The 12,825-nt window shown below is 72.8% G+C and carries 16 protein-coding genes; 9 read left to right on the forward strand and 7 right to left on the reverse strand.

Annotated features, from left to right (window positions below; genetic code table 11):
- Window positions 1-23: 23 nt before the first annotated feature.
- On the forward strand, window positions 24-533 hold the full coding sequence (locus ACFT5B_RS07610) for a hypothetical protein (RefSeq protein WP_386797384.1): 510 nt from the start codon (window positions 24-26) through the stop codon (window positions 531-533).
- Here the strand turns inward: ACFT5B_RS07610 and ACFT5B_RS07615 are convergent.
- From ACFT5B_RS07615 to ACFT5B_RS07625, 3 genes are all read right to left on the reverse strand, one after another.
- The gene (locus ACFT5B_RS07615) at window positions 479-1,240 is read right to left on the reverse strand and encodes a class I SAM-dependent methyltransferase (protein ID WP_386797385.1); all 762 of its coding nucleotides are present in this window, start codon (window positions 1,238-1,240) and stop codon (window positions 479-481) included. The two genes, ACFT5B_RS07610 and ACFT5B_RS07615, sit on opposite strands and share 55 nt — an antisense overlap.
- A 100-nt stretch (window positions 1,241-1,340) precedes the next feature.
- Window positions 1,341-1,559 (reverse strand): hypothetical protein, encoded by a 219-nt coding sequence (locus ACFT5B_RS07620; RefSeq protein WP_386797386.1) that lies wholly within the window; start codon window positions 1,557-1,559, stop codon window positions 1,341-1,343.
- A complete protein-coding gene (locus ACFT5B_RS07625) occupies window positions 1,559-2,149 on the reverse strand; it encodes a TetR/AcrR family transcriptional regulator (RefSeq protein WP_386797387.1) in 591 nt (196 codons plus the stop codon). The genes ACFT5B_RS07620 and ACFT5B_RS07625 overlap by 1 nt, the downstream gene beginning before the upstream one ends.
- A gap of 76 nt (window positions 2,150-2,225) precedes the next feature.
- On the opposite strand from ACFT5B_RS07625, the gene ACFT5B_RS07630 reads away from it, so the two are divergent.
- From ACFT5B_RS07630 to arr, 3 genes are read left to right on the forward strand one after another with little or no spacing between them, the layout of a single operon-like run.
- On the forward strand, window positions 2,226-2,873 hold the full coding sequence (locus ACFT5B_RS07630; protein ID WP_386797388.1) for a methyltransferase domain-containing protein: 648 nt from the start codon (window positions 2,226-2,228) through the stop codon (window positions 2,871-2,873).
- A gap of 2 nt (window positions 2,874-2,875) precedes the next feature.
- Window positions 2,876-3,691, forward strand: coding sequence for an alpha/beta fold hydrolase (locus tag ACFT5B_RS07635; protein ID WP_386797389.1), 816 nt, complete (start codon window positions 2,876-2,878; stop codon window positions 3,689-3,691).
- 9 nt (window positions 3,692-3,700) lie between these two features.
- Window positions 3,701-4,111, forward strand: a complete 411-nt coding sequence (arr, locus tag ACFT5B_RS07640; RefSeq protein ID WP_386797390.1) for an NAD(+)--rifampin ADP-ribosyltransferase — start codon at window positions 3,701-3,703, stop codon at window positions 4,109-4,111.
- Window positions 4,112-4,121: 10 nt separating this feature from the next.
- On the opposite strand, the gene ACFT5B_RS07645 is transcribed toward arr, so the two are convergent.
- Window positions 4,122-5,024, reverse strand: coding sequence for a LysR family transcriptional regulator (locus tag ACFT5B_RS07645; RefSeq protein WP_386797391.1), 903 nt, complete (start codon window positions 5,022-5,024; stop codon window positions 4,122-4,124).
- Window positions 5,025-5,143: 119 nt separating this feature from the next.
- On the opposite strand from ACFT5B_RS07645, the gene ACFT5B_RS07650 reads away from it, so the two are divergent.
- Window positions 5,144-5,971 carry an NAD(P)H-binding protein gene (locus ACFT5B_RS07650; protein WP_386797392.1) on the forward strand — a complete coding sequence of 276 codons (828 nt, stop codon included), beginning with the start codon at window positions 5,144-5,146 and terminating at the stop codon, window positions 5,969-5,971.
- A gap of 8 nt (window positions 5,972-5,979) precedes the next feature.
- A complete protein-coding gene (locus tag ACFT5B_RS07655) occupies window positions 5,980-6,624 on the forward strand; it encodes a DUF1772 domain-containing protein (RefSeq protein ID WP_386797393.1) in 645 nt (214 codons plus the stop codon).
- A gap of 567 nt (window positions 6,625-7,191) precedes the next feature.
- Here ACFT5B_RS07655 and ACFT5B_RS07660 read toward each other — a convergent pair.
- Entirely contained in the window at window positions 7,192-8,169 is a 978-nt protein-coding gene (locus ACFT5B_RS07660; protein WP_386797394.1) for an acetyltransferase, read from the reverse strand.
- A gap of 105 nt (window positions 8,170-8,274) precedes the next feature.
- Here ACFT5B_RS07660 and ACFT5B_RS07665 point away from each other — a divergent pair, with 105 nt between their 5' ends.
- Window positions 8,275-8,616 carry a YciI family protein gene (locus tag ACFT5B_RS07665; protein WP_386797395.1) on the forward strand — a complete coding sequence of 114 codons (342 nt, stop codon included), beginning with the start codon at window positions 8,275-8,277 and terminating at the stop codon, window positions 8,614-8,616.
- Between the two features lie 151 nt (window positions 8,617-8,767).
- Here the strand turns inward: ACFT5B_RS07665 and ACFT5B_RS07670 are convergent, their stop codons facing one another.
- Complete coding sequence (locus ACFT5B_RS07670; RefSeq protein ID WP_386797396.1) at window positions 8,768-9,478, reverse strand: nucleotidyltransferase domain-containing protein; 711 nt, start codon at window positions 9,476-9,478, stop codon at window positions 8,768-8,770.
- A 57-nt stretch (window positions 9,479-9,535) separates the two neighbouring features.
- Window positions 9,536-10,621 (reverse strand): redox-regulated ATPase YchF, encoded by a 1,086-nt coding sequence (gene ychF / locus ACFT5B_RS07675; protein ID WP_386797397.1) that lies wholly within the window; start codon window positions 10,619-10,621, stop codon window positions 9,536-9,538.
- A gap of 33 nt (window positions 10,622-10,654) precedes the next feature.
- On the opposite strand from ychF, the gene ACFT5B_RS07680 reads away from it, so the two are divergent.
- Window positions 10,655-11,257 carry a GNAT family N-acetyltransferase gene (locus ACFT5B_RS07680; RefSeq protein ID WP_386797398.1) on the forward strand — a complete coding sequence of 201 codons (603 nt, stop codon included), beginning with the start codon at window positions 10,655-10,657 and terminating at the stop codon, window positions 11,255-11,257.
- 49 nt (window positions 11,258-11,306) lie between these two features.
- On the forward strand, window positions 11,307-12,806 hold the full coding sequence (gene rmuC, locus ACFT5B_RS07685) for a DNA recombination protein RmuC (protein WP_386797399.1): 1,500 nt from the start codon (window positions 11,307-11,309) through the stop codon (window positions 12,804-12,806).
- The last annotated feature ends 19 nt before the right edge of the window (window positions 12,807-12,825 follow it).

Below are 12,825 nucleotides of genomic sequence, written 5' to 3' on the forward strand. Positions count from 1 at the left end.
CGACGCCCTGGCATCATCGGCGCATGAGTCGAGGGGGACGGCCACGTCGGCTGGTGCGCGCGGCGCTCGCCGCCGGTGTCCTGGCGACGACGGCGCTCGCGCCGACGGGGTGCTACTCGTGCAGCATGCCTGCCGACACTCCCCCGGCGGTCGACGTCGATGCACGCGCGTGGTTCGTGACGCACCCGGGCCGGTCGGCCTGGGTCTCGGCCTGCATCGAGACGACCTGCGAGGACATCGAGCGCACGTCGTCCGGCACCCCGGTCACCGTCCCTCGCGGCACGGCCGACGCGGCGCAGGACCTCGTCGTCACCCTGCGGGCCGACGGCCACTCGTCGGTCGAGCACCTCACCGTCACGCTCGGCACGACGAGCACGCACGGGCCGTGCGGCACGTTCTCCCACCGCGGCCGCGTCGTCGAGGTCGGGGCCGACGGAACGCTCACGGCGGGCGGCGTGCTGCCCACCCCGGACGCCGTTCAGACCCGCCGCGCGAGCACCACGAGCTCCCCCACGCCTTCGCCGACGGGCTGACGGTCCCACCCGCCGTACACCTGCTCGACGACGAAGCCCGCCGCCGTGAGGTCGGCGCGCAGGCGCGCCTCCGAGCGGAAGACGAGCTCGCCGTCGTCGACGACGTGCGTCCCGTCGGCCAGCAGCGTGTGCTCGGCGAGGTGGACGAGCCACCGGTCCGGGGCGTCGTCGTCGACCGCGGCGACCTCGTGCCAGACCTCGGCCGCCGTGCCGTCACGGAGGGACACGGTGCCGCGCGAGTCGTCGGGGTTCCAGCGCTCCCACGCGCGCCCCTCGGGGTCGCGGGAGTCGAACGCGAGGAGCCCGCCCGGGACGAGCGCGGCGTGGAGGTCCTCGAGGGTGCCCCTCCACATCTCCTCGTCCGTGATCGCCTGGGCGACGTGCGCCGTCATGATCGCCGCGTCGAACCCCGAGCCGGGCGGGACCTGCTCCGAGGTCCCGACCACCCACACGACCCCGTCCGCACCGGGCTTGCGGCGGGCCGCGGCGACGGCCGCACCGTCGGGGTCGATGCCCGTGACGCGGTGCCCCGCGGTCGCGAGCGCCAGGGTGAGCCGACCGGTCCCGCAGCCGAGGTCGAGGACGCGTGAGTCGGCGCGGCCGCCGACGAGCGTGAGGAAGAAGTCGTCGTCCTCGGCCCAGAGGTTCTGGGCGTCGTAGAGCGCGGTCCGGTCGTCGTCCGGCAGGGCCGGGCTGGTGGGGCTCATGGTTCGACGGTAGACGCCGCGGGCTCGTCGGTCCCTCAGAATTCGGCGTGGTCTCACAGTGCGCGCGGACGTCACGCGACGTGACACCCGTCGACGGTGCTCACGGGCGGTGGGGCGGGAGCCGTTCGTTGCCGCGACGGTAGTTCCCGGTAGCCCGGGCAAGGAGCTGCTGGTCGGTCGCGTCGTCGACGCCCAGGCGCTCGACGAGCTTCTCTGCCGCGCGACCGGCGACGGTCACGACCTCTCGGCCGCCGCGGAACACGCGGACGGTCCCGGCCTGGGTGACCTGGTAGTCGAAGGGGTCGTCGTCGAGGGGCATCACGCTTCCTTCCCTCGGCGGGGCGCGAGGGCGTCGAGGGTCAGCGACACGAGGCGGCCAGGTGACGCGCCCGCGCCGCCCGCGCCGGTGCCGCTCAGCGCGGCGAGCGCGAAGGCGGCGAGCTCGGCGGGCGGGACGTCGTCGCGGACCGCTCCTGCCGCGGCCGCCGCCGCGACGAGCCCGGCGACGACGCCGGGGAGCGCGCCCGCAGGCCCGTGCGCGCCCGGACGGGCGCGAAGGAGCGCGACCTGCCCGGCGGCGGCGCCGTGGTCCGGGTGCCGCTGCGCCTCGGCGTAGGCGGTCAGGACCCGCCGCAGCCGCTCGGCAGCGGTACCGGGCTGCGCGCCGAGCGCGGAGAGCCGCGCGACCTGTCCGGCGACCTGGTCGTCGTGCCACGCGGCGAGGATTGCGTCGACGTCGGCGAAGTACTTGTAGAGCGTCGCGCGGCCGATGCCGGCGAGCTCGGCGATCCCCGACATCGTGACGCCGGTGAGCCCTCGCTCCTCGACGAGGCGGCCGGCCGCGCCGACGACGGCCGTCCGCACCTGGTGACGGTGCGTCTCGATCGTCGACGTCCAGAGCTTCGGCATACCCGGCATGCTACACATCGTCGTGCGAGCGACAGCGTGTATTGATAGGGACACTATGTCGCGTTAACGTGAGCGCATGGCACCTCACGCGCACCGGCGCGGCGACGGCCCGCACCTGCACGGCAGCGGCGACGTCGTCTCCCGTCCCCGTCTGTACGAGGTCACGAGCGGCCTCGCGTTCCGCGGCCGGCGTCGTCGGACCTACGACGCCGTCCTCGACGCGGCGCACGTGCGCACGGGCGACCGCGTGCTCGACGTCGGGACCGGGCCGGGCCTGCTGGCCCGCCGCGCGGCGCGGCGCGTCGGGCGGACCGGCCGGGTGATCGGGGTGGACCCGTCCCCCACTGCCGTCGAGGCCGCCTCCCGCCGGAGCGTCGCGAACCTCGCGTTCGAGGTCGGGGTGGCCCAACGGCTCCCGTTCGACGACGGCACGTTCGACGTCGTCGTCTCGATGCTCGCGCTCCACCACGTCGGCGACGCCGACCTCGGCCGGGCGTTCCGCGAGGCGTACCGGGTGCTCGTCCCTGGCGGGCGGGTGGTCGTGGCCGACTTCCTGGCCGACGACGACGGCACCCCGGTGACACCCGGGCGCAGCGACAGCCGGGGCCTGCGGCACCGGCCGGTGGCGGGCGTCGCCACGACGCTGGGCGAGGCGGGCTTCCGGGTCGAGGGCCGCGGGTCGCACGCGCACGGGATCGGGCACGTCGCCGCGACGCGTGCGTGAACGTGAGCGCGCACGTGCTCGCCGCGACGACGTCCGGCGACGAGGACGGTCCGCCGGTCGTCCTGCTGCACGGCATCCTCGGCAGCGCCGCGTACTGGGAGGCGGTGACGCGCCGGCTGCCCGACCGCCGCACGATCGCCCTCGACCTGCTGGGGTTCGGCGCGTCGCCGCGTCCCACCGGCTCCGCCTACGACACCGCCGACCACGTGGCGGCCGTCGTCGCGACGCTCGATGCCCTGGACCTTCGCGCGCCCGTCACGCTCGTCGGGCACTCGATGGGGGCTCTCGTCGCGCTGCGGCTCGCCGCGGACCACCCCGACCGGGTCGCGCGGCTCGTGCTCGTCGGCATGCCGGTGTTCGCGTCCCCGGAGGCGGCGCGCCGCTCCCTCGCCCGGACGCCGCTGCGGCGTGCGCTCCTCTACGGGCCGACCTCGCGCGCGCTCTGCCTCGTCTGGTGCCGCGCGCTCCGGCCGCTCAGCCGACGCGTCGCCGCGCTCTACGTTCGACGCGTGCCCGCGGCCGTCGGGCGGGCCACCGTCGACCACTCCTGGCGGTCGTACTCACGCTCGTTGGCCGGCGTCGTCGAGAACCAGACCGCCTCGGCGGACCTCGCCCGCACCCGGTGCCCGGTCGTCGTCGTGCGCGGAGACCGGGACCCGGACGCGCACCTGCCCGCCGGCGCCGACGCGCTCCCGGGCGTCCGCGACGTGCTGGTCCCCGCCTGGCACCAGGTGCCGATCGAGCGGCCGGACGTCGTCGCGGACGCCGTGCGTGGCAGCCAGTCCGCGTACTGCCTCGCTCGGGCCGCGGATTGCTAGCCTGACGCGATGAGCGAGGCGTTGGACGACGGGCCGTTCTACCACGGGACCAAGGCGCAGCTGCGGGTCGGGGACCTCCTCACCGCCGGCTTCCGGTCCAACTACCGGCCCGAAGTCGTCATGAACCACGTCTACTTCACGGCTCTGCCCGACGGCGCCGGGCTGGCCGCCGAGCTCGCCGCTGGCGACGGCGAACCGCGCGTATATCTCGTGGAGCCGACCGGGGAGTTCGAGAACGACCCCAACGTCACCGACAAGAAGTTCCCCGGCAACCCCACGCGCTCCTACCGGAGCTCGGAGCCGCTCCGCGTCGTCGGCGAGGTCACGGACTGGACGCGGCTCACGCCCGAGGCACTGCAGGGCTGGCGCGACCGGCTGGCCGCCATGGTCGACGAGGACCGCGCGGAGATCATCAACTGACCGTCGCCCGTCAGGCCCAGCTCGGCTCGCGCGCGGCGTAGTCCTCGGCGGCGCGCGTGAACGCGCGGATCCTGCCGCTCTCCGCGCCCGAGCGCCAGACGAACCCCCACTCGTAGGGCGGCCCGTCAGGGAACGGGACGTAGGCGACGTCCGGACGGGCGTAGTACCTGCTCGCGTGCGACGGCGCCGGGTACATGCCTTGGCCCGCGCCCACCAGCGCGATCAGCTCCTGGATGGTCTCGATGGCAGCCCCACGCTCGACGACGTGACCGGCGGGCGTGCGACGCGGGACGCGGTGCTCGTCCCAGTAGGCCGGCAGGGTCGCCGGGGAGCGCAGGACGGTGTCGCGCGCGAGGTCCTCGAGCGTCACCGACTCCCGGCGCGCGAAGGGGTGCCGCGCCGAGACCGCGAGCACGCTGGGTTCGCGGATCAGGGTCGGGCCCGTGGTCAGGTCGGGCTCCAGCACCGGGAACGCGCAGATGAACAGGTCGACCTCGTCGCCTCGCAGCGGGTCGAAGCCGTCGCCGAACTGGCACTCGCGGATCCGGACCTCGAAGTCCGGGTACCTCGCCTTGACCCGCTCGGCCACCCCGAGGACGAACGGGCCGCCCGGCGCGCCGGCGAATCCCACCCGCAGGACTCCGCCGACCGACCGTCCGGCGTCGACCGCCCGCTGCAGCCCCTCGACGATCTGGTCGTACGCCGGCCGGAGATCGTCGTGCAACCGGCGCCCGACCGGCGTCAGGACCACGCGCCGGCTGGTGCGCTCGAACAGCGCCACGCCGACCCGGCGCTCCATCGCCTTGATGGTCTGGCTCACCCGCGCCGTCGACACGTGCAGCCGCTCGGCCGTCCGGCCGAAGTGCAGCTCGTCGGCCAGCGTCAGGAAGATCTCGATGTCACGGCGCTCCACTGTGCCCCCTCGGCGTTAACGCACACCTTAACGACCGTTGTGAACTTGGCCGTTGGTCGACGCGCGGCCGCAGCCGAAGTTGGAAGCACAGGTCAACGACTCGACACAGGGAGCATCGAATGGACCACACCACCACGCTCGTCATCGGCGGCACGGGCAAGACCGGCCGCCGGGTCGTGCACGGGCTCACCCGCCGCCACCACCCCGTGCGGATCGGCTCACGTACCGCCGGGCTGCCGTTCGACTGGGACGACCCGACGACTTGGGCGCCCGCCCTGCAGGGAGCCCACGCCGCGTACATCACGTTCCAGCCCGACCTCGCCGTCCCGGGTGCGGCCGCCGCGATCGGCGAGCTCGCGCAGCTCGCCGTCGACTCCGGCGTGCGCAGGCTCGTGCTCCTCTCGGGCCGAGGCGAGCCGGAGGCCGAGAAGGCCGAGCTGGCGCTGAGCGAGTCGGGGGCCGACTGGACGGTCCTGCGCGCGAGCTGGTTCGACCAGAACTTCAGCGAGAGCTACCTGCTCGACCCGGTCCTCGACGGCCGGCTCGCGCTGCCGGCGGGCACCGTGCCCGAACCCTTCGTCGACGCGGACGACATCGCCGACGTCGCCGTCGCGGCTCTCACGGAGCGCGGCCACGAGGGCCGGACCTACGAGCTCACAGGGCCACGGGCCCTGACGTTCGCCGACGTGGCCGCCGAGATCTCCGCCGCCACCGGACGGTCGGTCGACTACCTGCCTCTCACTCCCGCGGAGTTCGCCGCCGAGCTCACGGGGGCCGGGGTTCCGGCCGAGGTCGTCGAGCTGCTCGACTACCTGTTCACGACCGTGCTCGACGGGCGCAACGAGCACCCCGCCGACGGCGTCCGGCAGGCGCTGGGCCGCGAGCCACGCGACTTCGCCGACTTCGCCCGGCGCACCGCCGCGACCGGAGTCTGGAACGCGCGGTGATCCGGCAGATGAGGAAGGCGCAGGCGATCACGCTCGTCGCCGCCACGATCACCACGGGCCTCATGGCCGGCCTGTTCGCCGCGTTCGCCTACGCGGTCATGCCCGGGCTGTCGCGCGACGCCGACCGGTCGTACGTCGAGACGATGCAGAACATCAACGACGCGATCCTCAACCCCGTGTTCATGCTCTGCTTCGTGGGCGCGTTCGGGCTGATCGCGCTCGGTGCCGTGCTCGCCTGGCGCGGCCACGACCGCGCCACCCTGCCGTGGCTGATCCTCGCGCTCGTGCTGTACGCCGCGACGTTCGTCGTGACCAGCGCCGTCGACGTCCCCCTCAACGACCAGCTCGCCCGCGCCGGGGACCCGAGCCACATCCACGACCTCGCCGCCGTACGCGACACCTTCCACACCCCGTGGGTCATCTCGAACGGCGTCCGCGCGCTCCTCAACCTCGCCGCGTTCGGCGCGCTGAGCTGGGCGCTGGTCGTCTTCGGCCGCGTGACGGCCGGGTCCGCGGCAGGGTCGGCAGCCGCATCCGCGGCCGGGCCCGCGGTCCCTCAGCCGCGGGTCCCAGCATTCACCCCAGCGCCTCAGCCTGGGCCAGGCTGGAGCGGTCAGCCGCAGGGAGAGCACCCCTGGGGTTCGCGCGGGTAGAAGCGCCCGCCACGAGGCGGGCCGTCAGGGCAGGATCTCGTGCCGGGCCGGGTCAAGACGCCGGCCCGGCACGACGCGTACGGACGCCTCAGAAGTCGCGGTCGGACAAGCCCAGCGATCGCCACCGCTCGGCCGCCTCGTCCTTCGGCAGCCAGGCGAACTCGAACAGTCGCGACGGTCCCGCTCCGGTACGTCGTGCCCCACCGTCCCTGCGTCACGACGGACGGCCCGACGTGATCGAGGAACCCGGCGTCGAGCTCGCGCACGGTGTACCAGCCGGGGCCGTAGTCCTCGAAGGCGGGCTCCTTGGTGCCGTCCGTCAAGACGATCACGAACCACGGCCACGGCGACCGCGACGGGAAGGAGATCCTGCCGACCACGCTGGCCAGGTACCCCTCGACGACCCCGTCCACCGACAGCGTCCCGAGGCCGTGGTCGTAGGCCCGGAGCTCGGGGTCCGGCAGGTCGTAACGGCGTTCGGCCCGCGCTCGTCGCCGCGCCTCGGCGCGCTCCTGGCGATCAGTACCCACGGACCGAGTATGTGACCCCGCAGCGGGCCACGGGGCCTCACTGCGCCGAGCGGCGCGCCAGGTGGAGCAGCGGGTAGGGGCGACCGTCGTCGTCGAGCGCACTCCGCCCGACGACGTCGAACCCCCGGCGACGGTAGAACGCGACGGCCTGGGGGTTCTGCTCGTTGACGTCCACGGCCGTCACACCCAGCCCGACGACGTGCTCCAGCAGCGCGGTCCCGATCCCGCGGCCGCGCTCGGCGTCGTCGACGAACAGCATCTCGAGCCTGTCGCCGGCCGTACCCGCGAACCCGACGACGACGCCGTCGCGCTCCGCGACGACGAGGCCGACCTGCGGAAAGTAGTCCGAGGCGAGCCGCGTCTCGATCGCGTCACGATGCGCCACGGAGAGGAAGTCGTGTGTCGCGTCGACGGCGGTGCGCCAGACCGCGACCAGGCGCGGGTACTCGTCCGGCCCTCGCGTGCGCCGGATCGTCACGCCGGGCGCCGGGTGGGTCGTGATCGTCTCCTCCGAGCCGGTCTCCGCGCCACCGACCGCCCGCTCGTAGGCGGCCGCCAGCTGCTCGCTGGGACGGGGCGCGTCGGGGTCCGGGCGAGGGATGCCGAGGTGGAGCTCGCGGAGCTCGTCCATCAGGGCGTCGACGAGCCCGGGGCCGCCGTCGCGCAGCAGCTCGGCACGCACCCGCAGGCGCCGCTCGCCGTCACGATGCGCCAGACCCCAGTTTCCGAGGGCGACCATGACCGGAAGGACCTGGATGCCGGCCTCGGTCAGCGAGTACGCCGCCCGCTGGCCACGGTGCGCCTCGTCACGGGTGAGCAGACCGGCTTCGACGAGTCGCTTGAGCCGGCTCGCGAGGATGTTGGAGGCGATCCCCTCCTCCGACCCGGCGAGGAGCTCGCGGAAGTACCGGCGGTTGCCGAACACGATGTCGCGGAGCACCAGCATCGCCCACGGGTCGCCGAGCACCTCGACGGCGGCATTGATCGCGCACCCTGACCGCGGAGCCCGCGTCATCCCGCCTGTGCCCCCGGAAACTAGTGCTTGCAACTCAAAACCACCTGGGCCTACCGTATCGAGACAGATTGCAGACTGCAATCAGTCGCCGGGGAGGCCGGAACGATGAGCCAGTACATCATCTACTTCAACCAGCAATGGGTGGGCGACCACACCGCGGAGTGGTTCGCGAGCCGTGGGCCGCTCGCGAACGCCGTCGTGTCCGACATGAAGGATGCCGGGGTCCTCGTGTTCGCGGCGGGCGTGGACGAGGACGTCGATTCCGCGGTCACCGCCGACGCGACCAGCGGCACCGTGGTGACCAGCAGCGGGTTGTACGCGCCCGACGAGCAGTACATCGGCGGGCTGACGATCATCGACGTCGCCGACGACCAGGCCGCGAACGAGTGGGGCGGCAGGATCGCCGAGGCCTGCGGCTGGCCGCAGCAGATCCGCCGCGTCTACTGACCGACCGGGTCCCGGGGCCGCACGGCGGCTCAGACGTTGAAGCGGAACTCCACCACATCCCGGCAGATACAACCTCTGCGACGCGGACAGTCCACGACCGGGTCGACTGACACATCCCGACACGGTGGTCAGCATCGCGAGGCCGCGCCACTCAAAGATCGCGCGGCTTCTCGCCCCGGACATACCCCGACTGCAGAGAGCCGCCCGCCTCGTCGAGCAGCGCGCTGCAGCTTTTCAGAAGAGCGCCCGTGTCGCGTCCACCGTGGTCTGCCCAAGCCGCCAAGGCGAACGGGTCGCCGTGCGCACGCAGCTCACGCAGCAGCCACTTCCCCGTCCCTACCCAGCGTCCCGCCAACAGCTGGGCCAACTCAGCCGCTTCCTTCCAAGTCGCCCACGACACCACGTTGCGGATGCCCAGATCCGCCGCATCCGCGACATCGTCGACCAATGCCGACAGCGCGTACCGCCGTCGGTTCAGCTGTTCAGCATCGATGGGTGCAGGACCTGCATCAAGCACCGCCCGCGAGGCTGCAGCCATGCAGTCAGCGACTTCGCCCGGAACGAGCGACACTCCGAATGCGACCAGACTGTCCAGTACAGGGCGGCCTCCGTCGCGCCCCTTCTTCAGCCACGCCAAGAGCGCGTCCCGGCCGTACACGAAGGCTTCCACGAGTTGACCCTCGTACGTGACCGTCTCGACGAACGACGCGGAGGCCCACGCATCCGGCAGCACGATCAGGATGTCGAGGTCCGAGGAGTCGGTTGCGTCTCCCGATGCGGCGCTGCCGCCGAGGAACGCCGCGAGTGCCTGCGGATAGTGCGCAACGACAAAGCGTCGCGCGCGGGCCACGAAGTCGGTCACGTCAACGATCCTGCCGAATCGTCAAGGAGGTTCGCGAACCGTTTCGCCCGGCCCCGACTAGACGTTGAAGCGGAACTCCACCACGTCGCCGTCGACCATGACGTAGTCCTTGCCCTCGATGCGAGCCTTGCCGGCGGACCGGGCGTTCGCGACCGACCCCTGCTCGACGAGGTCCGCGAACGAGACGACCTCGGCCTTGATGAACCCGCGCTCGAAGTCGGTGTGGATGACGCCGGCAGCCTGGGGCGCCGTCCAACCCTGGTGGATGGTCCAGGCGCGGGCCTCCTTGGGCCCGGCCGTGAGGTAGGTCTGCAGGCCGAGCGTGTGGAAGCCGACCCGGGCGAGCTGGTCGAGGCCCGACTCCTCGAGCCCCGCGTCCTCGAGCATCTCGGCGGCGTCCTCAGGCTCGAGCTCGGCGAGGTCGGCCTCGAACTTCGCGTCGAGGAAGATCGCGTCCGCGGGCGCGACGAGCTCCCGGAGCTTGCCCTGGAACTCGGCGTCGGCGAGGCCGGCGTCGTCGGTGTTGAAGACGAAGATGAACGGCTTCGCGGTGAGGAGCTGGAGGCTCGCGACGTCCTCGAGGTCGAGCTTCGCGGCGGCCGCGCCGCCCGAGAGGGTCGTGCCCGACTCGAGGATCGCGTTCGCGGTGCGGGCGGCCTCGAGGAGCTTCGGGTCGCCCTTCTTGATCTTGTTCTCCTTCTCGAGGCGCGGCAGGGCCTTCTCGAGGGTCTGGAGGTCGGCGAGGATCAGCTCGGTCGTGATGGTCTCGATGTCGCTCGCCGGGTCGACCTCGCCGTCGACGTGCACGACGTCCGGGTCCGCGAACGCGCGCGTGACGAGGCAGATCGCGTCGGCCTCGCGGATGTTCGCGAGGAACTTGTTGCCGAGGCCCTCGCCCTCGCTCGCGCCCTTGACGATGCCCGCGATGTCGACGAACGACACAGTCGCGGGGACGATCCGCTCGCTGCCGAACACCTCGGCGAGAGTGCCGAGGCGCGCGTCGGGCAGGGGCACGACGCCCACGTTCGGCTCGATCGTCGCGAACGGGTAGTTCGCGGCGAGAACCTGGTTGCGGGTCAGCGCGTTGAAGAGGGTGGACTTGCCGACGTTGGGCAGTCCGACGATGCCGATGGTGAGAGCCACGGGAGACGAGTCTACGGGGGTAGCGTCAGGCGGATGTCCCTGCACCCTGCTGACGCCGCCGTCCTTCGCACCGGCCGCCTGCTGCTGCGCCGGTGGGACCCCGCCGACCCGGCCGACGTCGACTTCCTCTTCGACACGTACTCGCGGTGGGACGTCCAGCGCTTCATCGGCCGCGTGCCGCGCGTCATGGAGGACCGCGACGAGGCGATCGCCCGCGCGGAGACCTGGGCGTCGCCGGTGGGCGGCGCGCCGTTCGGCGTGTGGGCCGCGACCCTCGCGTCCGACGGCGCACGCCTGGGGAGCGTCCTGCTCAAGTCGATCCCCGCGTCCGGGCCGACCGAGCCGCTCGAGCCGTCGGGCGACGTCGAGATCGGTTGGCACCTCCACCCCGATGCGTGGGGCCACGGCTACGCGACGGAGGGCGCGAGCGCGGCGCTGGCCGCGGGCTTCGCCTCGGGCCTCGACCGCGTCGTCGCGGTCACCCACCCGGACAACGTGGCGTCCCAGGCCGTCTGCCGGCGCCTCGGCATGACGGCGCTGGGCCTCAGCGACGCCTACTACAACGCCACGTGCGCGCTGTTCGAGCTCGAGGCGGCGACGTTCGAGCGCCCCGGGACCAGCGGAAACGCCGAGTGACAGGCGTGTCATTCGTGCCGTGTCGGTGGCCGCTGGCACCCTGGCCCATATGACGACGGTTCTCGTGGGACTCGGCGCCCTGCTGGTCGGGGTCGTGGTGGGCTACCTGCTCCAGGTGGTGCGGGCGGGCGCGCACGGGCGCGACCTCGAGCTGCGCGCCGTGCGCGCGGAGGAGTCGCTCACGGCGCTGCAGCGAGCTTCGGCCGCGCAGCTCGAGAACGCGCGGTCGGCGGCGGACCAGCAGGCCGAGCACCAGATGCGGCAGACGGCGGCGCAGGTGCAGGCGCTCAGGCAGCAGGCCGACGAGCGCGTCGCGCAGGTGGCACGCGACGCCGAGGAGCGGATCGCCCTCGCGGAGCGCGCGGCCGCCGAGAAGACCGCCGCGCTCAAGGCCGACCAGGCGCGCCTCGCCGAGCAGTTCCAGGCCGTCGCCAACAAGGTGCTGGCCGTCAACAACGAGCAGTTCCTCGCCCTCGCGACCGAGCGGCTCGGCAAGGTCCAGTCCGAGGGCACGGCAGACCTCACCAAGCGGCAGGAGGCAGTCCAGGCGCTCGTCGGGCCGCTCGCGGAGAACCTCGAGAAGATCCGTGCCCAGGTCGAGGAGACCGAGAAGCAGCGGCTCACGGGCACGCTCGACCTCAAGCACCAGGTCGTCGAGATGCGCACCGAGGCCGAAAAGCTCCGCCGCGAGACGTCCCAGCTCAAGAACGCGCTCAGCAAGTCCCAGGTCCGCGGGGCGTGGGGCGAGATGCAGCTCCGACGCCTGGTCGAGTCCGCGGGCATGCTCGACCGCGTCGACTTCGAGGAGCAGGTCCAGGTCGCCGGCGGCGCGCTGCGGCCCGACATGGTGGTCCGCCTCGCGGGCGGCAAGAGCGTCGTGGTCGACGCCAAGGTGTCGCTCGCCGCGTTCCTCGAGGCCCAGGCCGCCGACGACGACGCCGTCCGGGTCGACCGCCTCGCCGCCCATGCTCGGCACATGCGCACCCATGTCGACGACCTGCACCGCAAGGAGTACTGGGAGCAGTTCTCCCCCACCCCCGAGTTCGTCGTCATGTTCGTGCCCGCCGAGTCGTTCCTGTCCGCGGCGGTCGACGAGGACGCGGCGCTCATGCAGTACGCGCTCGAGCGCAACGTCATCCTCGCGACCCCGATGACGCTCCTCGCGCTCCTCCGGACCGTCGCGTACACCTGGCGCCAGGACGCCCTCGCCGAGAACGCGCAGCAGGTCCTCAAGCTTGGCCGCGAGTTCCACAGCCGCCTCGTGACCATGACGGGCCACGTGACCCGCGTCGGGCGGTCGCTGTCGAGCGCGACGGAGAGCTACAACAAGTTCATCGGGTCGCTCGAGCGCAACGTGCTCACGTCGGCGCGTCGGTTCGCCGAGCTCGAGGTCATCGACCCCTCGCAGGTCATCGGCGAGCTCGAGGGCATCGACGACGCGGTCCGCCCCATCACCAAGGCCGAGCTCCTGCCCGCCGAGGCGGGCGACGTCGTCGCCATCGACGACAAGAGCGACGACTCCGGCGAGGGCTCGCGCGTGGCGGGCTGATCCCCAGCGAGCGGGTCGC

Origin of the sequence: Luteimicrobium sp. NPDC057192 (genome assembly GCF_042670205.1) — a bacterium.
GTDB lineage: Bacteria > Actinomycetota > Actinomycetes > Actinomycetales > Cellulomonadaceae > Luteimicrobium.

What these genes read in the sequence shown, in the direction of transcription:
- ACFT5B_RS07610 (WP_386797384.1), top strand. Translation starts at nt 24, where the DNA reads ATGAGTCGAGGGGGACGGCCACGTCGGCTGGTGCGCGCGGCGCTCGCC.
- ACFT5B_RS07615 (WP_386797385.1), bottom strand. Translation starts at nt 1,240, where the DNA reads ATGAGCCCCACCAGCCCGGCCCTGCCGGACGACGACCGGACCGCGCTC.
- ACFT5B_RS07620 (WP_386797386.1), bottom strand. Translation starts at nt 1,559, where the DNA reads ATGCCCCTCGACGACGACCCCTTCGACTACCAGGTCACCCAGGCCGGG.
- ACFT5B_RS07625 (WP_386797387.1), bottom strand. Translation starts at nt 2,149, where the DNA reads ATGCCGAAGCTCTGGACGTCGACGATCGAGACGCACCGTCACCAGGTG.
- ACFT5B_RS07630 (WP_386797388.1), top strand. Translation starts at nt 2,226, where the DNA reads ATGGCACCTCACGCGCACCGGCGCGGCGACGGCCCGCACCTGCACGGC.
- arr (WP_386797390.1), top strand. Translation starts at nt 3,701, where the DNA reads ATGAGCGAGGCGTTGGACGACGGGCCGTTCTACCACGGGACCAAGGCG.
- ACFT5B_RS07650 (WP_386797392.1), top strand. Translation starts at nt 5,144, where the DNA reads ATGGACCACACCACCACGCTCGTCATCGGCGGCACGGGCAAGACCGGC.
- ACFT5B_RS07655 (WP_386797393.1), top strand. Translation starts at nt 5,980, where the DNA reads ATGAGGAAGGCGCAGGCGATCACGCTCGTCGCCGCCACGATCACCACG.
- ACFT5B_RS07660 (WP_386797394.1), bottom strand. Translation starts at nt 8,169, where the DNA reads ATGACGCGGGCTCCGCGGTCAGGGTGCGCGATCAATGCCGCCGTCGAG.
- ACFT5B_RS07665 (WP_386797395.1), top strand. Translation starts at nt 8,275, where the DNA reads ATGAGCCAGTACATCATCTACTTCAACCAGCAATGGGTGGGCGACCAC.
- ACFT5B_RS07680 (WP_386797398.1), top strand. Translation starts at nt 10,655, where the DNA reads ATGTCCCTGCACCCTGCTGACGCCGCCGTCCTTCGCACCGGCCGCCTG.
- rmuC (WP_386797399.1), top strand. Translation starts at nt 11,307, where the DNA reads ATGACGACGGTTCTCGTGGGACTCGGCGCCCTGCTGGTCGGGGTCGTG.